The sequence below is a fragment of the Roseofilum acuticapitatum BLCC-M154 genome (assembly GCF_030068475.1).
GTDB lineage: Bacteria > Cyanobacteriota > Cyanobacteriia > Cyanobacteriales > Desertifilaceae > Roseofilum > Roseofilum acuticapitatum.
This window is the reverse complement of record NZ_JAQOSP010000116.1, coordinates 1-18,392: the sequence shown is the minus strand read 5'-3', so window position 1 is coordinate 18,392 and position 18,392 is coordinate 1. Positions and strand designations below refer to the sequence as shown.

Below are 18,392 nucleotides of genomic sequence, written 5' to 3'. Positions count from 1 at the left end.
GCTTTACACAATAAATATCAATGAATGTATAGTATCAAGTTGGCTAAGGAATAACATCGCAACTCTGGCAGACACAAATCGCACCCAGTAGCTCAATTCCTCACCCCTATCATAATGGCTGATGGGGATGATCTCCCAGGCTTCCACCTCAAGTGAGGGCTGATGCCGATTCACCATACCCTTGATGAAGCTTATCATAGCTTGTACTCATTAGTTCAGTGGTTGCCGTTTAACTATCTTTCACCTAGGCAAAGGGGAATCTCGAAACGTTAAGTCTTCCCTAAATTTACAGTTTATTCTTGAGGGATCTGGCCGGCATCAAATGGCTTATATTGAGTAGATGAGGACTTGATCTCAATGGATGGGTCGTCTGGATTTCTCAGATCGATATAGTTCATTTGCCCCGGAGGGATCTGCTGCGGGAGCTGTCGCATTCGATCGAGAACTTGCAATTGCTTGGCCAATTGGGGGGTATAGACTCCCAAATGGACTTTTCCTAATTCGGTAGTCAGGATGAGGTTTTTGGGATCTTCCCAGTTCAGCTCCATAATTTGAACAGGAGATGTTTTGAGAACCCCATATATTTCGGCCCAAGAGGACTGATAATAGGCTAACGGGCCAATAATTTTTAGGGTGGGAAGAGCAGAGGAGGTTAACTGGGTGTAGCTTTCCAGGGGCATCCAGATGCCTTGTTCATCAATTAAACCCACAGTTTTACTCTGTCCAGAGTCCATGGCGATCGCCACGGGCTTGCGCTCACTCACCTCGATTGTTAATCTCAGGGGTAATAATTGCCGCGTCACTTGGGCTTGAGCGATTGGCCCCTTGGCTTCTAAGGTCTGGGCAATTTCATGGGGTTGGACTCGAAATAGGGACTGGGGATACTTAATCGGTAACAGCTCTCGCAAGGCTTCGGTGGTGAGCAACTCATTGCCCCTAATTACCACTTGTTCAGGATCGCGGATCGCCCAATTCGGCTGAGTCAGTAGCCATCCTCCCCCATAGGCGATCGCCCCAACAGCTACAGTTTGCCAAAGGGTTTGCAGGAGCTTCAACCGTTGTTTTTGGCGGAGTTTTCTGCGTCGTTCCAGTAATTCCTGTTTAGAAATCGGTTGAATAAGGGTCATTGCTTAAATAGGCAAGAGGGAATCAAAGGTTGAGAATATAGCTTACAAATTTTTGGGTCATGGTGATGAGTGGCTCTTACCCTCTACTCAGAGGGTTTTTAAGCGGGTTTTTGCTGTAACCACTCCTGATTTAAATAATTCCCCCATTGCTGGGCTAATTCGGGATCTGTGAAAGGAATGTTCACAGATTCGCTTTTCCCTTGAAACTGTAGGACTAACATCACTGTTTTTCCTTGGGGGAGATCGTCCTTAACCCTCTTACCCTCAACCGACAGTTGAACCTCTTGTAAGTCAGTCAGAGTTAGGGTTTGGCAGTTTATAACCCCGGATGCTGTGGGTTGACCCCAGGTTAACTGGTCTCCTTTTTGTCCCAAAGCAGCATAGATATCATACTTGGAGCGATCGAAGCCTTTGGCCCACTCTTCATAAACCTGTAATTTTTGGTATTCCTTCCATCCGGCCCAGGTTAAACCGATAAATACGGCCAGTAAAGGCAACCAGAGTAAACCACGTTCCATAATCTTTCTCGTTAATGATGGCTAGAGAGGAAAACTGTTTTTTTGCGATCGCCAACGTGAAAAGAATCGTTAACAATTCGGCTCCATGGGCCCCAAATCCCCAAAAGGATGAGTTATGGTTGTAAAAGCTTCCCCCTAGCTTCTACTCCTGTATCTGTAGTTTCCACCGAATCATTGATTGTGTCAGCCATGAAAAAATTTCTCCTCCTATGCTTATTTATTTTTACATTAGGGTTTGCCCTTTTCAACTCTGAAGGGTTAGCCACTCAAGGAACCTATCAATCGATTATCCTGGATTTTCGTGAAGAGCGAGCCAATCAAATTCCCGAATGGGTGCAATCTTTAAATCAAGAGTATGGCGTAAGCCCCCGGCTCAATAGTGAATTTTCTCTTGACGATCATGTATATATTATCGAAGGCGATCGCCTCTTATTGGAGCAATTGCAAGCTACAGACCTAAAAAATTATACCGAAAGTATTGAACCGAACTATATTTATCAAGCCACAGAGATTCCCAACGATCCCGATTATGCCAAACAGTGGAACCTCCGCAGCATCAATATGGAATCGGCTTGGGATGAGACCAAAGGTCAAGGAGTGACCGTGGCAGTCATTGATACGGGAATTACTCAAGTCCCCGATCTCAAGGATACAAAATTTACCCAAGGCTATGACTTTGTAAACGATCGCATCGAAGCCAAGGATGATGCGGGTCATGGAACCCATGTAGCAGGAACCATTGCCCAATCCACCAATAATGACTATGGGGTAGCCGGGATCGCCTATGAAGCCAAATTAATGCCCCTGAAAGTCTTGGGAGCAAGCGGGGGCGGCACGGTGGCCGATATTGCGGAGGCGATTAAATTTGCTGCCGACCATGAAGCCGATGTGATTAACCTCAGTTTGGGGGGAGCAGGGGAAAGCGCTCTGCTCAAAGAAGCGATCGATTATGCCTATAACAAAGGAGTGGTCATCGTGGCAGCAGCCGGGAACTCCAATCAAAATGCCGCCAGCTATCCCGCTCGCTATCCCCATGCGATCGGGATTTCTGCCCTCGATCCCTCTGGCGCAAAAGCCCCCTATTCTAACTTTGGCGCGGGGGTAGACCTCTCGGCTCCCGGAGGCTCAGAAGCCGGTAAAATTCTGCAAAACACCATCGATCCCCAAACCGGAAAAGCCGTCTTTGAAGGCTATCAGGGAACCAGCATGGCCGCGCCCCATGTAGCCGGAGTTGCTGCTTTAATTAAATCAGTGGGCGTAGAAGACCCCGAAGATGTCCTCAAAATCCTCAAAGAATCATCTCGCGCAGTGGAAGAAGACCCCCTGAATCATTTTGGCGCGGGTCAATTAGATGCCGGAGCCGCCGTTAAACTGGCGATCAAAGGTCAGATTACGTTCAAAGACTTCTTCCGGTGGTTGCGGGATAATGGCTATCTGAATCCTCGCTTCTGGATCGATGGCGGGGCGATCGCCTTAATGCCCAAAATTGCTATGGTACTCGGTTCCTATATCCTCGCTTGGCTGCTGCGAAACTATTTCCCCTTTGCCTGGAGTGGGTCGTTAAGCATGGGTTTAGTGGCCGGAAGTACGGGCCTATTTTTCCTCCGAGGATTGTATTTCTTTGATGTCCCCCAATGGCCCTTCCGCATGATGGGTAGTTCGATCGCCGAATGGGGTAATATCATTAGCGGCAGTCCCCTACTTAACCCCATCTTCGCCAGTTTTCTGATTCCCCTCATCCTAGTGATTGCCCTCTTGGGGCATCCCTCTGGAAAATGGTTGGCGATCGGCACAAGCTTAGGATTTGCCAGTTTCCTAGGAATCAGTGCTGTTATTGATCCAGAAATGCTATGGTTAGGTTCAGGTTGGTTCGCGCAACTCTTCCTAGGGGTAAACGCCCTCTTATGTTTTGCCCTTGCTCGTTTAGCCGTCATAGGAGAACAAAAAACTGTATGAAAGTTACTGGTACCATTGAACGTCAAGAGATCGGCGTTGGAACTTGGGCCTTACTGTCTGAAACAGGCGAGGTCTTTGAACTCATGGATGCTCCGCCTGAAATACTCCAACCTGGACTTAAGTGCTCAGTTGAAGGCACAATTCGTGATGATGTGATGACCATGGCCGCGATCGGGCCGGTACTAGAAGTCAATGCCTTTGAACTGCTGTCTTGAATGGGTGTCAATTGCTCTCTGGTAGGGTGGGAAATACTCACCCTACTGCCTTGATATCAAAGATTGATTGGAGTAATGGAAAAATCGGCAAATGTAATGGTATAGCTGTGCTGCTGTCGATCGCTAATAAACTTTAAGATCGCTTCCGAAGCAACAGCAACCGTGAGCAAGACTAAATTGCGAGCTAGGGGATAGTCACAGACATCATCATTGGCTGGCGAAGGGACGCGATAGCGATCGTTCCAAATGATTTCGGCATATTCAGCAGCTAATCCCATATGTAAGCAGGGAATCTGGTTGCTTTGACAATAGTCTTTGACACTTTGGCGACTGGGACTATTATCAAACGTATCAATCACCAAAGATGAACCTTTGAGCAATTTATGAACGCTGTCATCGGTTAAGCGTTGATTCATACCCTGCAAACTGATGCCTAAAGCGCGATAGAGGGTATTGGTGAGGATTTTCACTTTATAAGCGCCCACATCCGATTGATAATAGGGTTGGGTAGAGAGATTACGTTCCTCAATGCGATCGCCATCAATCACCTTAATCTGAGTGAGTCCTGTTCTGGCTAAATTCTCCGTCAGATTTGCACCCAAAGCACCCGCCCCACAAATGGTGACTGGAAAGCTTTGCAGCTTTTGGATTACGGCGGCTGTACGGTGTAATTCTTCATGGAAAAACATGGACATGGTAATGCCTGCCAGATCTGAGAATGGGGATCTCCATTGTATAATGTTAAAACTTAAGCCTTAGAGAAAACTCTCTCTACCCTGAGAGAAGGATTTAGGGAGAGAGCAAGATCTGCTGACTCTGGGGCGATCGCCGATCCCCCTATTTTATGAATCTGACGGATATTCTTTGGGTTTTAGTCTGTTCCGGGCTGGTCTTTCTCATGCAACCCGGATTTATGTGTCTAGAATCCGGTCTGACTCGTTCCAAAAATAGCATCAATGTTGCAGTTAAAAATATAGCTGATTTTGGAATTTCGGTGAGCCTGTTTTGGGCGATCGGATATGCCCTAATGTTTGGAGAAAATCCTAGCGGATGGTTAGGAACCAGTAACTTTTTTATTAATATTAGTACCCCCTCCGTCGCCACTTTCTTTCTCTTTCAAACCATGTTTTGCAGCACCTCAACTACCATTGTTTCCGGTGCAGTCGCAGAACGGATGAAATTTGTCTCCTATTTGGTGGTTGCAGGTCTCGTTTCTGGCTTCATTTATCCTATCTTTGGCTGTTGGGCCTGGAATGGTTTGAACTCCGGAAATTCGGCTGGTTGGTTAGGCCATTTGGGATTTGTAGACTTTGCTGGCTCCACCGTTGTTCATAGCATTGGGGCCTGGGTATCTTTAGCCACTTTAATGGTGGTTGGCCCCCGTGCCGGACGATTTCGGTATTCGGGACTCCCTCGCAAAATCTATGGGTCTAATATGCAACTGGCAGTTTTAGGCACTCTACTCCTCTGGTTCGGCTGGTTAGGATTTAATGGGGGTAGCACCTTAAGCCTCAACGAGAAAGTACCGGGAATTATGGTCAATACTCTGATGGCTGGATCTTCAGGAATGATTACCGGTGCGGCTATTGGTTGGTATCGGCGGAAAATTCCCCAGGTTGAAGCCCTAATGAATGGGTCTTTAGCTGGTTTGGTTGCTGTTACTGCTTCTTGTCATGCGGTGACGACTCTAGAAGCCGTTATTATTGGCACTATTGGTGCAACGATTATGATGATTGTCGCTCAAATTTTGGAAGATTTCAAAATTGATGATGCGGTTGATGCCATTGCGGTTCATGGAGGAGCAGGCATTTGGGGAACCTTGGCCGTTGCTTGGTTTGGCGATCCCCGAATTCTGGGAACAGGGTTAACAGTGCGGGAACAATTTGGTATTCAAGTATTAGGAATTGTGGTGGCTGGAGTTTGGGCATTTTCTCTGACTTACGGAATTTTGTGGGGTCTCAATCAGTTGATTGCTCTGCGGGTTTCTTTAGCAGAAGAAAAGGTGGGATTGAATATTTCTGAGCATCAGGCAAAAACTGAAATCCACGATTTGTTTCAAGTGATGCAAGAGCAGGCAAATAATCAGGATCTAGCTCTGCGTGTACCGGTAGAACCCTTTACGGAAGTGGGACAAATTGCCCATCGTTATAATCAGGTGATGGCAGCTTTAGAGGAAGCGGTGAGTAAAACTCAGGCGGTGTTTAATACAGCCAGCGATGGAATTTTAACTTTTACCCTAGACAATTTAGAAATTACTAAAGCCAATCCCAGTGCAGAAAAGATTTTTGGCTATTCTCTCTCGGAGTTTATGGGATTATCGATTCATCAATTGATTGCCATTCCAGATTATCCCCTAGCTGACCGGTTAACGGTGATTCGAGAGTTGATTAAACCGGGCAGACATGAGGTGATTGGCGTGAGATCGAATGGGGAAGAGTTTCCTCTAGAAGCAACTGTAATGAAAGCGAATTTAGGAGAGTATCGCACATTTTATGTAGGGACGTTTCGAGATATTACCCAACGGAAGAAAACGGAAGTAGATTTGGCGAAAGCGAATCGGGAAATTTTGGCTTTGAATCAGAGACTTCAAGAGGAGAATGTCCGGATGAGTTCGGAGTTGGAGGTCACTCGAAAGTTACAAAAAATTTTATTGCCAAAAGTTGAAGAGTTGGCTGCTATTCCAGATTTAGACATTGCTGGATTTATGGAACCGGCTACGGAGGTGGGCGGGGATTATTATGATGTTTTATTTCACAATCAGGGGGTAAAAATTGCCATTGGGGATGTGACGGGTCATGGTTTAGAAAGTGGGGTGTTGTCGATTATGGTGCAAACGGCTGTACGGACGTTGTTAGAAACGCAAGAAGCCGATCCTGAGCGTTTTTTAGATATTTTGAATCGCACCATTTATCATAATGTGCAACGCATGAAATCGGAGAAAAATTTAACGTTAAGTATTTTGGATTATGCCCAAGGCAAGTTAAGGTTGAGTGGTCAACATGAGGAGCTATTGATTGTGCGTGCAGAGGGCAAGATAGAGCGTGTTGATACGATTGATTTGGGGATTCCTTTGGGGTTGTTGGAGGATGTTTCGGCGTTTTTTGACTCAGTGGTGGTGGATTTGAATCCGGGGGATGGTGGTATTTTGTATACGGATGGGATTACGGAAGCGGAAAATGAGGCGGGTGAGCATTATGGTTTAGAGCGATTTTGCGATCGCATCACTCAGGTGTGGCATCATTCAGTCGAGGAAATCCGCGATCGCCTAATTACCGATGTTCGCTCTTATATCGGCTCCCACAAGATGTATGATGATATTACATTGGTGGTCTTTAAGCGGAAATAGTTAATATCGAACCCATTCGCCGCCTCTGCTTACTTGCGCTGCTTTCGACTTTAGAGGCGATCGCTACCTTCAAATAGGCTCTAAGCACTATATTGCAGCGATCGCCCCACGCTTTGAGGTAAAATAACCCCCCGATCCAATCTCTGAATGGGTTCCCACGCACAAATTTGTTGAAAAATGGTTTGATATCCCAACACATTCGGATGGAGTCCATCGGAGCCGAGGCGCTCCTGTTGCCAACTGAGGGAATGTTGCATCCAGAGATCGAATAAATCTAAATAGGGAATTTGGCGCTGTTGGCAAGCTTGGCGGGTGGCTTCTTTGTAGCGATATTGTTGCTCATGGTTATAGTACAAACAATCTAAAAAGGGCATTTTAGACTCATCCACCGGAACCATCCCCACAAATAGCACGGGACAGAGGTCTTGGGCTTGATCTAATAAATAATTCAATTCGGCCTGAAACTTATCAAAATCGGTATAGTTGCGCCCTTGGGAACGAGACACACAAGCGGAATCATTTAATCCTACTGATAAGATCAACAAATCTGGGAGACGATTTCGCAACTCTCCCCGGCGACAAAACTCGCATTCTAACCGTTGGACAACCTGCGGAGTGCGATCGCCTCGAACCCCCAAATTATAAACTACATGGCCCGCACTCTCTGGAGCCATCCACGAGCGGCGCAGGCGCTCCACCCAACCCCCACCTTCCACATCCCCAAAGCCATAAACCAGACTATCGCCAAAGGCAATGATTTTCAGGGTAGAACCCTTCTGAGAGGGACGAGTTGAACTCTGGGACGCTGATGCAATAGGACAATAGTGCATGGACAGAACGCTCAAACTAGGGTGGACAGCCGTATCATCAGGCGCAATTCACCAGCAGGCTGATGAACTCGCTTCATATATAGTTGTACACTGTAACAGAAAATTTACAAATTAAACCTCTAATGTAGATTATCTTATTCGTGTTGAAGATTGCGTCGATTATTGTAGAATTGAATAGGTCTAAGTAATGGCAAAAAAACAAAGACAACAGCGCATTTTAATTATCTGCACCCATTTTCACCAAGATCGCTCCTATAAACAGGAAAAAATCACCATGCAAACGATGGCCGGTTTGCATGTTGCGTCCCAGATCGATACTGAAAAATATGATGTTAAGCTATACCACGAAAGTTATCAAGGCCCCTATGATATTACCCAACCGGATCAAGCTGATCTCGTCTTTTTAACCGGTTTACAAAAAGATTTTGATCGGATGCGCCAATTATCCTATATCTTCCAAAAACAGGGATCAATTGTGGTTGCTGGAGGCAACATCTGTACTTTATTTCCGGAATTTGCAACAGAGTTTTTTAATGCGGTGAGTGTGGGAGGGGTAGAGTGTACATTAGAAGTCTTGCGCGACTTTGAATCTGGAACTCTGAAGCAGATTTATCGTTCTCCCCAAACTCAAGTCAGCAATTATATTGTTAAGTACGAGCTTTTAGCCCGCAGTGGCATTCGTCCCCAATACCACTTTGTTGAAGCCTCTCGTGGATGTAATTTTAAGTGTGACTTTTGTGTGATTCCGGCAGAAGGAGCTAATCATGCAACCTATCGCATCGATACCGTTGTACAGAGCATAGAGCGAGCCATTGCCACAAGTCCTAGATTTAGTATTCGGCGACTTTTCCCTCTCCTTTTCTTTATTGATAATAACTTTTCTAACAATTTGCCTTACATGACCGAGCTATGCTCTTATTTGAAAAAATCTAAAAAAATTCGCGGTTGGGGCGCTCTAATTACTCAAAACATGCTCCGGAAACGGGATATGATTGCGATGATGGCTGACTCTAAGTGTAAGGTTCTTTTTACAGGAATTGAGTCGTTTGATAATGATTTTCTCGATCGCCATAACAAAAAGCAAAATAAAAGTAATCTTGACAACGTATTAGATGACATTCGGTTTGTCCAACAGCAAGGAATAGTCCTGACCTATCCCTATATGTTCGATCCTCGCATTTCCTCTGTGGCTCAGATGAAGCAGGAGATTCAAAAGCTTGTCGAGCTGGACAATCTGACATTCCCGCTTTTCTTTACTACAGTATCCCCATTGGTCGGTACACAATTGTTCTGGGAAAGCGCACAGAAGGGGGAACTTTTACCGAATTTGCGACTGCGAGATTTGGATGGTCAGGCCTTGGCTTATGGTAATACCATTGATGCTCACCAAGATTACGGTCAGTTTTTTAGTTTGCTTTACCGGGATACGATACAGTTGTGCGATCGCAAAACGTTTTTTTGGAATCTGTTGAAAAAGACAGTGAAGATGGGACTCAATCATCCCGTAGCCATGTACTTGTTTTATACGGGGAGCTTAAGCCATATTAATGAATCCAAGACTAGCTCTCGAACCTTAATCAGGAATTATATTGGCGGCAAAGATGTGCTAGATCCTCAATACGATCGCTACCCCCCTAACATTACTCCATCCGATAAAGCTCGATACTTCGATCCGATCGCCATTACGGACTCTAATGGTCATCTCAGTCCATGGCTGAAAGCCTACCAACCCAACTTGAGTTCAAGAGAGCAGGTTGCTTGATAAACTATAGTTCAGTTTTATATGCTCTAAACCCATGGCCCAGACCCTGAGCAAAGAAATTGTATTGATTGGTGGAGGACACGCCCATGCGATCGCCCTTCGTCAGTTTGCTCTCAATCCCATTCCAGGCGTGCGTCTTACCCTAATTACCGATACCCTACACACCCCCTATTCTGGGATGTTACCGGGGCATATTGCCGGGTTTTACAGCTTTGACCAAACTCACATCGACCTACACCATCTCTGTCAATTTGCTGGGGCCCAACTGTACCGAGATCAGGCCATTGGTCTAGACTTAAAGCGCAACCAAGTCTCTCTTGCCCATCGTCCCCCCGTCCGCTTTGACCTGCTCTCGATTGATATTGGCAGTACCCCCAACCAACTCCAAGTGCCTGGAGCGGATAAGTATGCTATACCCGCTAAACCGGTTTCCCAGTTTCTCAACCGTTGGCGAGAGACCATTGAAGCCTTTGCCCGTCATCCGACCAAAACCCTAAAACTAGCCATTGTGGGCGCAGGTGCAGGGGGCGTTGAGTTAGCCCTGACGATGCAACAGGGTTTATTTGTGTGCCGACAAGCGACGGGGGGAATGCGGAATATTGACGCTTCTTTTGTCATGTATACGGCTTCGTTTCCCGAAATTCATTTGTTCCATCAGGGGCAAGAGATTATGCCTTCCCATAACCGAGTGGTGCGTAAACGGCTTACCCAGTTAATGGGGAAACGGGATATTCAATTGCATTTAGGGGAACGGGTGAGCCAGGTTTCAGAGCAGGGAATTCAGTGTGAGTCTGGATTTAGCTTAGAGTGCGATCGCATCTTTTGGGTGACTCAAGCTTCGGCTCCCCCCTGGTTAAAGGCGGCCGGTTTAGCCACCGATAAGGATGGGTTTATTTTAGTCAAGGATTCTCTTGAGTCGATTTCCCATCCCCAGGTGTTTGCGGCTGGCGATATTGCTACCATGGTGAATTATACGCGCCCCAAGGCGGGGGTGTTTGCGGTGCGCCAAGGCAAGCCTTTATATGAAAATTTGAAACAGGCTGCTTTGGGGAAAGCACCGAAACCCTATCGCCCCCAAGAGCAGATCTTAGGGTTAATTGGTACGGGGGATGGGAAGGCGATCGCCTCTTGGGGTAAGTGGGGACTGGGGCCCAACCCGCTCCTCTGGCACTGGAAGGATTGGATCGATCGCCGATTTATGGCTCAGTTTGAGGATTTGGGGCGATCGCCCACTGCTCCCCCCTTCACTCCCCTTCCTATTCCCCCAGAGCGCATATCTTCAGCCATCCAACGGATTATTACCGAAAAACCCAAGTTAGAATCCTTAATCAATATCACCCATCCTGGGGCCAATTTAGCCCTCTCATCGGTCAGTCCGGGTATCCTAATCGAGAGTATGGATTTACTCACTGATCGTCTGCGCGATCCCTATGTATTCGGCATATCGGCCACCCATCATTGTTTGAATCCCATTTTGGCCAGGGGTGCAACTCCCCACAGTCTATTAGGTTGGATAGAATTGCCCAATAGTCTCCCCCCGCAACAGGAAGAAACCCTCTATCAACTGATCTCTGGAGTTCTAAAAGCGCTGATGGTTAGTCAAACCCAGTTGGTCGGATGTCGTGCTTCTTTGGGGCCGAGTTTATCCTTGGGATTTGCCAGTCAAGGTTATGCCTATCCCGAACAGCTTTTACATCCCCAAAAATTACAACCGGGACAAGTATTAATCCTGACTAAACCCCTAGGGGTTGGCGCTCTCCTAGCGGCTCAAGAGCAGTATAAGGGTCGGGCAAGATGGTTAGAAGGGGCGATCGCGACGATGACCCAATCCAATTATCCCGCATCCCTAACCTTTGTGGAAACCGGGGCCACCGCTTGCACCGCAGTGGGAAATTTGGGTTTATTGGCACATCTAGGAACAATGGTGGATTTCGGTTCTGTGAGTCTGAGCCTTAATTTGGATTGTCTCCCAGTTTTAGAAGGAGCATCAGAGAGTTTACATCAAATGGAGTTGAGTCCATTCTATGAGCAAAACCAGGGGAGCGATCGCTATTTGCAAAATAGTTCTAGTTTTAGCTCCCATCCCCTTTATCCCCTCCTCTTCGATCCTCAATGGTCTGGGGGATTAGTTGCAGGAGTTCCCCAACCTCAAGCGGATGAATGCTTAAAACTCCTGCAAGATTTAGGCTATACCCAAAGCGCTATTATCGGTGAAGTTCATCTTCCCTCTGGCGATCTGCCCCCCATCCAGTTAAGTGTTAATGAGGAATAACTGAGTCATATCAAGTCCAGAAAAACAACCCTAATTAAGGAATTAGGGAGCAAGACTCTCCCACACTGCAACAGGAATGCGAGCATCTTGCCTGCTTCTGAACCCATTAGTAGTATTCCGATATAGTTAGCAGCTTGTCTAATATTGATATCATCAATCAATGAGGAGTGTAAGTTGGCATTAGCTTGTCTAAAAGCGGCATTGAGGATGTCGATGGGTTCTGGCATGTACTTCCCTGTTTTGGAATATCATAATTTGTCCAAAGTACCTCTGTCCGAGGTTGTTTAACAGATAAACATTGTTTGGAGGGTGCTTCAATACGGTTCCAATCTTTGTAAAGATGAGCAAAGAGATTGCAATCATAGCCGGATATCGCTACTTTTCCCTGAACCTGGTTCAAAACTGCGGCTAATTCTCGATGATCATCATCCGTCATTTCGTATGCATAGGCATGGCGATCGCCTCGTGTATCATGGGGATAAGGAGGATCGCAGTAAAATAAGGTGTCTAGACTATCATATCGCCCAATCACTTCTATGGCTCTGCCCTGTTCAATTTGCACCCGTAACAGTCTTTGTACAATCTCCGAGAGTCCTTCAACAGAACCTAACCAACGGGAAACCGCTCCTGCCATACCTGCTCGACTGGTGAGCTTACAATGGGCCCATCTTCCAGCACTAGCGGTTTGAGCAAGTCCCGTTCTCACCTGACGAGCGCGAACGAAAAAACGCCTTGCTCTTTCGAGTTCTGAGCAATTTTCCCTGGGTTCTTCAACAGCAATTCTCAGTTCTTCTCTGGAAAAAGGCGTTAATCCAATGGCTTGAATGATGTCTTCTTTTTGGTCGCGCAAAACGCGAAAAAAGTTGACCACTTCTCCATCAATATCATTATAAGTTTCTACAGGAGAAGGTTTACGATTGAGGAGAACCGCCGCAGATCCCGCAAATGGTTCACAATAATGGGTGGCTTCTGGCAATAAAGGAAGAAGCCAGTTAAGATGATTAAATTTTCCACCATACCACCCAAAAGCAATTCGTTTACCCATTAGTATATCCCCATAGTTATTGAACCTTTATTAACATTATGTTGGGTTAAGGGATCGCCAGTAACTAAATATTCTCTAATACATAAAGCCACATACTCAGCTAATTTTACGGGGACTGCATTGCCAATCATTTGCTCTAATTCAGATTTATTCCCTTGAAACTTGAATGTTTTTGGAAAGGTTTGTAAATAGCTGCGTTCTAAAGTAGTTAAAGCTCTTAAATGTTGATCGATATCTCCGGCATCTCCTGGATGTTTTTGATAAGTTTTAGGAACGGGACGATTGACTCCCCGAATGGTAGGACTCGGTTCATAAATACTAAACACACCTCTCCTCTTATAACTTCTGGGATGACGATAAAAACATTCAATGCCTAAACTTTCCCCTAAATAATCAAACACAGTCATCGGCTTCTCAGATTTATTTTTTTGCAAAATTGGCTTTAGAGCATCATCTTTACCCTGTAAATGACCAATCAAAAAATAGCGCTTTCTCGTTTGTGGAACACTGCAATAACTGGCATCTAGAATACAAGAGGTAAGTCCATATCCAACTTTTTTGAATTGGTTATATGCAATTTTTAGAATCTGGCTTTTAGAAATTCTAGCTACATTTTCCATTACAAACCATTGGGGTTTAAGCTTCACAACAATATGAGCAAAACTAAGTGTCAGATTAGCGCGACCTAGACTTTCATCCCGTTTCCCTGCACTAGAGAAATCTTGGCAAGGAGGCCCCCCAATAATCATTTCTGGTTGAAAATGGCTTACTCTCTCGTAAGCATCTACAGCAGATAGATCTTGTTTGAAAATGGGATGATCAAAATTTTCTTGATAGGTTTGTATGGCTTTTTCCCAGATATCAAAAGCGGCTACTAGATTAAATCCAGCCTCTTGAAATCCTAATGACATTCCTCCACATCCAGCAAATAAGTCTACTGTTTTCATTGTGCTTCAGTGGAATGCTCAACGGCTAAATTGGAATTGAGTTTCAGGTAGATATTGTCTAAATTACGACTATGTAAATAAGCACAAAGAGAAGCTGGAAACGAAGAATTAAAGCAATTTTTACCCCAAGCTTCTTTTCGTGTAAAATCTCGATTGGAATATTGAATCCCAAATAAACTGGGTTTGAGAAGGTTAGAATTCATGGAAGAGTGGTTGTTATCTTCCTTAAGCTTAACTCTAACTAATACGGCTGAGGAAAGATTTGAGCCGATCGCTCTTCGGTTGGGTAAAGAGCGCTTGTGGATCGCCCGACTCTTCAATAATGCCTTGGTGGAAAAATAGCACCTTATTAGAGACTTCCCGCGCAAATTGCATCTCATGGGTGACGACCACCATTGTCATTCCCTCTTGCGCGAGTTGCTTCATGACGCTGAGGACTTCCCCCACTAACTCCGGATCGAGGGCACTGGTGGGTTCATCAAACAGTAAAACACTGGGTTTCATGCATAAGCTGCGGGCGATCGCCACCCGTTGCTTTTGTCCCCCCGAAAGCTGCTCCGGATAAAACGCTGCCTTATTGCCTAACCCGACTTTTTCTAAGTAATGAATCGCCCGTTCTCGACACTCCGATTCCGATTCTTTTAAGACCTTAATGGGGGCAAGCATCAAATTTTGTAAAACCGTTAAATGGGGAAACAAATTAAAATGCTGAAACACCATCCCCACCCGACTGCGAAGTTGGCGCAGGGTAGCTTGACTCACTTGGGCATGGGAAATATCAATCCCCATTACTTCCAAGCGTCCTTTATTGATCGACTCCAGACGATTTAAACACCGTAAAAATGTCGTTTTACCACATCCAGAAGGGCCAATCACTGACACCACATCCCCTTCATGCAGTGTCGTTGTCACTCCTTTTAGCACTTCCAGATCGTGAAAGCTTTTGTGTAAGTCTTGACATTCAATAACGGCAGTTGCTGAGTTGACCATAGTTTTTAAACCATCGTTAGGGGAGTTGGGTTTTAAGATATCTAAATCCTCTATCGATAAAATGTATCCGCCATTACTTTTATTGCAGAATCAACCGTCGATACTAAACAACGGTCTAACGTGATTCTATCTAGAGGAGAGGGTTGAGGATGATGGGGAGTAAGGGATTCACCCGCAAAATACAGGTTTTTCTGGCGATCGCCAGTTGTCTGCTGGTCGTCCTCTTCACCAGTGTATCCAGCATTGCCCAATCCCCCCCCACCCTCCAAGTCGCCACCGAACCCACCTTTCCCCCCTTTGAAATGCAAGATCAAGCCACGGGAGACTTGATTGGCTTTGATATCGATCTGATGAAAGCCATTGGTGAAGCGGCTGAACTGAACATTGAATTTATCAGCTTACCCTTTGATGGCATTATTCCCGCCCTCCAATCCAACACCGTAGATGCTGCCATTAGTGGCATGACGATCACCGCAGAACGAGCGCAAACCATATCCTTTTCTCGTCCCTACTTTAAAGCGGGTTTGGCGATCGCCGTTCAAAACGATAACACCGATATTCAAAGCTTTGAAGACTTAGAAGGCAAACGGATCGCCGTTCAAATTGGTACAACGGGGGCCCAGCAAGCCAGCACCATAGAAGGCGCAACCGTCAGTTCCTTTGATTCCGCATCCTTAGCCCTACAAGAACTCATCAATGGCAAAGTCGATGCCGTAGTTAATGATGGCCCAGTCACCTTATATGCCATCAAAGAAGCCGGATTACAAGGCGTAAAAGTCGTCGGAGAATTAGTCACCGAAGAATACTATGGCATTGCCCTACCTAAAGACTCCCCTTATATAGATGACATCAATAACGCCATAGAATTACTGATTCAAAATGGCGGATATCGAGCTGTTTATCAAACCTGGTTTGCTGGCGAACCCCCTGAATTACCCCTAGTTCCTCCCTCCCTCGAAACCGAACAAGTGATTACGTTCGACTGGGGCAAACTCTTTGCTAACTTAGTTCAAGGCTCCACCATCACCTTACTGCTGACTGCCCTTTCCTTTGGCTTTGGCTTAATTGGCGGCACAGCAGTGGCGATCGCCCTCATCTCCCCCTACAAACCCCTGCGCCTGCTCTGCCGCATTTATGTAGACTTCTTCCGGGGAACCCCCATGCTCGTCCAACTCTTCATGATCTACTTTGGACTACCCGGCTTATTCCGAGAATTAGGTCTAGACTTTAGCTTCGATCGCTTCCCCGCCGCCGTCTTAGCCCTAAGCTTAAACGTCGCCGCCTACCTCGCCGAAATCATGCGCGGTGGCATTGAATCCATTGATAAAGGTCAATGGGAAGCCTGTCAATCCCTGGGCATGAGTCCCCTACAAACCCTGCAAGATGTCATCTTTCCCCAAGCCTTACGGCGCATGTTACCCCCTTTAGGCAACGAATTCATTACCCTAGTTAAAGACACCAGTTTAGTTGCTGTCATTGGCTTTGAAGAACTCTTCCGCCAAGGACAACTGATGGTAGCAACGACCTATCGAGCCTTTGAAATTTATCTCGCCGTCGCTTTCATGTATCTGATCTTAACCACCCTCTCCTCCTTTGCCTTTAAATGGTTAGAAGCAAGAATGAACCCCTTACAGCGCCCGAAAAAAGCGCTTAAAACTTAAAACCTTCAAGCTACCATCATCTCTTAGTGTTCTTTGTGTCTCTGTGGTCAAAAATAACCTGCAAAAAGTGGTAAGGTTTGAGTAGCGCTGGTAATCGGTAATGGAGAGAAAGTTAATGATGTTGCGTTTGGTTTCTCGTATGGGTGCTGGAATGATTTTACCGGCGATCGCCACGTTAGGATTGATCGGCTGTGAATCTGAAGATGCTTTTATACCGCCAGCACCTCCCCCAGATGTGTCTCAACCGAATGTACCTACAACTCCGGAAGCGGTAACCCCCAGCCCTTCACCGAGTCCAACCCCTGTGGCAGCACCAACTACCCAACTGGCTGCCCCCGAAAATCCCGATCCCCAGGTGAATGCCCAAGTGCAGCAAATGCTTGATACTATGGCGACCAAAGGCTATGCCAAAGCTAGTCAAGGTGTATGGATGCAGTCGGAAGATACTTTACTGGCTAATCATCAAGGTACAACCCCTTTACCGGCTGCTTCGGTGACCAAAATTGCTACCACCCTAGCGGTATTAGACACTTTTGGCCCCAAACATCAATTTGTTACCCAAATTGGCTATACCGGAACCCTACAAAATGGAGTAATTCAGGGGGATTTAGTGATTATCGGCGATCGCGACCCGTTTTTTGTCTGGGAAGATGCGATCGCCCTCGGCAATGCCTTAACCGAGATGGGAATCAAACAAGTCACCGGAGATCTAGTCATCGTCGGTTCATTTTACATGAACTATGAAGACAATCCCAAAACCTCCGGCGCTCTCTTACGCCAAGGCTTAAATGTACAGCTTTGGCCCGATCAAGCCTACATGCAGTATGAAACCCTACCCGCAGACACCCCACAACCCGCACTGAGCGCCGGAGGCTTGGTCAGAACCGTCACCACTGCCCCCACTAATATTAAACCCCTCCTGCGCTATTCCTCCCTACCCGTGGCTGAACTGCTGAAAAAAATGAACCAATACAGCAATAACCCCATGGCTGAAATGTTCGCCCGCATGGTGGGAGGAGCAGGAATAGTCGCTCAAAAATCTGCTGCTTTAGCCGGTATTCCCCCAGCCGAGATCAAACTGATTAATGGGTCGGGATTAGGGGAAGAAAACCAAATGTCCCCACGAGCGGCGATCGGTTTATTCTTAGGAATTGAGAAACTTTTACAGCCCCATCAAATGACGGTTGGTGATGTCGTCGCCATTGTCGGACAAGATGAAGGCATCTTAAACTCCCGCTCCTTACCTCAATTTGCCGTCGTTAAATCAGGCAGTCTCTATGCCGTCAGCACCTTAGCTGGAGCCTTACCCACCAGCCAAAAGGGGGTTATTTGGTTTGCCATATTTAATGGTGGCAGCTATTACGAAGATTTTCGCCCAGAGCAAGAAGCCTTTCTTAGTCAATTCGTGAGCCAATGGGGAGCTGTATCACGTTTACCGGAAAACTTAAAACCCAGTTTGTCCCCAGTCACTGGATCTCGGATTCAAAAAGTACAATAGCAAAAGTAATATGAAGTCCAGATTAATGGGAAAAGAGACACTAACAAGTAGGGTGGGCACTGCCCACCTTACTCATTGACTTATATCAAGTCCGGTTTCCGCAAGCGGACATGAAAATTTGTTAAGAAGCGGGCAAGATGCCCGCACTCCTCGAATTCTTTGATATGACTGGAGTGGGAGCATCTTGCTCCCTGGATTTTTAATTAGGGTATTTCCGCTTCGCGG

General features: G+C 46.1%; 15 protein-coding genes. 7 read left to right on the top strand and 8 right to left on the bottom strand.

The window, feature by feature from the left end; genetic code table 11:
- Positions 1-293 precede the first annotated feature (293 nt).
- Both PMG71_RS18260 and PMG71_RS18255 read right to left on the bottom strand, forming a co-directional pair.
- A complete protein-coding gene (locus tag PMG71_RS18260) occupies positions 294-1,127 on the bottom strand; it encodes a cell division protein FtsQ/DivIB (RefSeq protein WP_283755149.1) in 834 nt (277 codons plus the stop codon).
- A gap of 98 nt (positions 1,128-1,225) precedes the next feature.
- Positions 1,226-1,645: a hypothetical protein gene (locus PMG71_RS18255; protein ID WP_283755148.1), complete on the bottom strand. Its 420-nt coding sequence runs from the start codon at positions 1,643-1,645 to the stop codon at positions 1,226-1,228.
- A gap of 189 nt (positions 1,646-1,834) precedes the next feature.
- On the opposite strand from PMG71_RS18255, the gene PMG71_RS18250 reads away from it, so the two are divergent.
- Entirely contained in the window at positions 1,835-3,601 is a 1,767-nt protein-coding gene (locus tag PMG71_RS18250) for a S8 family peptidase (protein ID WP_283755147.1), read from the top strand.
- Positions 3,598-3,816: a hypothetical protein gene (locus PMG71_RS18245; RefSeq protein WP_283755146.1), complete on the top strand. Its 219-nt coding sequence runs from the start codon at positions 3,598-3,600 to the stop codon at positions 3,814-3,816. The genes PMG71_RS18250 and PMG71_RS18245 overlap by 4 nt, the downstream gene beginning before the upstream one ends.
- Before the next feature lie 56 nt (positions 3,817-3,872).
- On the opposite strand, the gene PMG71_RS18240 is transcribed toward PMG71_RS18245, so the two are convergent.
- Positions 3,873-4,511: a ThiF family adenylyltransferase gene (locus tag PMG71_RS18240; RefSeq protein ID WP_283755145.1), complete on the bottom strand. Its 639-nt coding sequence runs from the start codon at positions 4,509-4,511 to the stop codon at positions 3,873-3,875.
- Between the two features lie 149 nt (positions 4,512-4,660).
- On the opposite strand from PMG71_RS18240, the gene amt reads away from it, so the two are divergent.
- Positions 4,661-7,162, top strand: a complete 2,502-nt coding sequence (amt, locus tag PMG71_RS18235; RefSeq protein ID WP_283755144.1) for an ammonium transporter — start codon at positions 4,661-4,663, stop codon at positions 7,160-7,162.
- An 80-nt stretch (positions 7,163-7,242) separates the two neighbouring features.
- Here amt and PMG71_RS18230 read toward each other — a convergent pair whose 3' ends face one another.
- Positions 7,243-7,992, bottom strand: coding sequence for a GDSL-type esterase/lipase family protein (locus PMG71_RS18230; protein ID WP_283755143.1), 750 nt, complete (start codon positions 7,990-7,992; stop codon positions 7,243-7,245).
- Between the two features lie 187 nt (positions 7,993-8,179).
- Here PMG71_RS18230 and PMG71_RS18225 point away from each other — a divergent pair, with 187 nt between their 5' ends.
- A complete protein-coding gene (locus PMG71_RS18225) occupies positions 8,180-9,754 on the top strand; it encodes a B12-binding domain-containing radical SAM protein (protein WP_283755142.1) in 1,575 nt (524 codons plus the stop codon).
- 34 nt (positions 9,755-9,788) lie between these two features.
- Positions 9,789-12,026, top strand: coding sequence for a selenide, water dikinase SelD (gene selD, locus PMG71_RS18220; protein ID WP_283755141.1), 2,238 nt, complete (start codon positions 9,789-9,791; stop codon positions 12,024-12,026).
- Between the two features lie 157 nt (positions 12,027-12,183).
- On the opposite strand, the gene PMG71_RS18215 is transcribed toward selD, so the two are convergent.
- The 4 genes from PMG71_RS18215 to PMG71_RS18200 are packed head-to-tail and all read right to left on the bottom strand — an operon-like array spanning position 12,184 to position 15,008.
- Positions 12,184-13,071 carry a DNA adenine methylase gene (locus tag PMG71_RS18215; protein ID WP_283755140.1) on the bottom strand — a complete coding sequence of 296 codons (888 nt, stop codon included), beginning with the start codon at positions 13,069-13,071 and terminating at the stop codon, positions 12,184-12,186.
- The gene (locus tag PMG71_RS18210) at positions 13,071-14,018 is read right to left on the bottom strand and encodes a DNA cytosine methyltransferase (RefSeq protein WP_283755139.1); all 948 of its coding nucleotides are present in this window, start codon (positions 14,016-14,018) and stop codon (positions 13,071-13,073) included. The genes PMG71_RS18215 and PMG71_RS18210 overlap by 1 nt, the downstream gene beginning before the upstream one ends.
- Positions 14,015-14,221, bottom strand: coding sequence for a HindVP family restriction endonuclease (locus PMG71_RS18205; RefSeq protein ID WP_283755138.1), 207 nt, complete (start codon positions 14,219-14,221; stop codon positions 14,015-14,017). Before PMG71_RS18205 ends, PMG71_RS18210 begins: the two co-directional genes overlap by 4 nt.
- A gap of 34 nt (positions 14,222-14,255) precedes the next feature.
- Positions 14,256-15,008: an amino acid ABC transporter ATP-binding protein gene (locus PMG71_RS18200; RefSeq protein ID WP_283755137.1), complete on the bottom strand. Its 753-nt coding sequence runs from the start codon at positions 15,006-15,008 to the stop codon at positions 14,256-14,258.
- Positions 15,009-15,157: 149 nt separating this feature from the next.
- Here PMG71_RS18200 and PMG71_RS18195 point away from each other — a divergent pair, with 149 nt between their 5' ends.
- Together PMG71_RS18195 and PMG71_RS18190 are read left to right on the top strand one after the other, a co-directional pair.
- Positions 15,158-16,669 (top strand): ABC transporter permease subunit, encoded by a 1,512-nt coding sequence (locus tag PMG71_RS18195; protein WP_283755136.1) that lies wholly within the window; start codon positions 15,158-15,160, stop codon positions 16,667-16,669.
- 100 nt (positions 16,670-16,769) lie between these two features.
- Complete coding sequence (locus tag PMG71_RS18190; protein ID WP_283755135.1) at positions 16,770-18,167, top strand: D-alanyl-D-alanine carboxypeptidase; 1,398 nt, start codon at positions 16,770-16,772, stop codon at positions 18,165-18,167.
- Positions 18,168-18,392 lie beyond the last annotated feature (225 nt).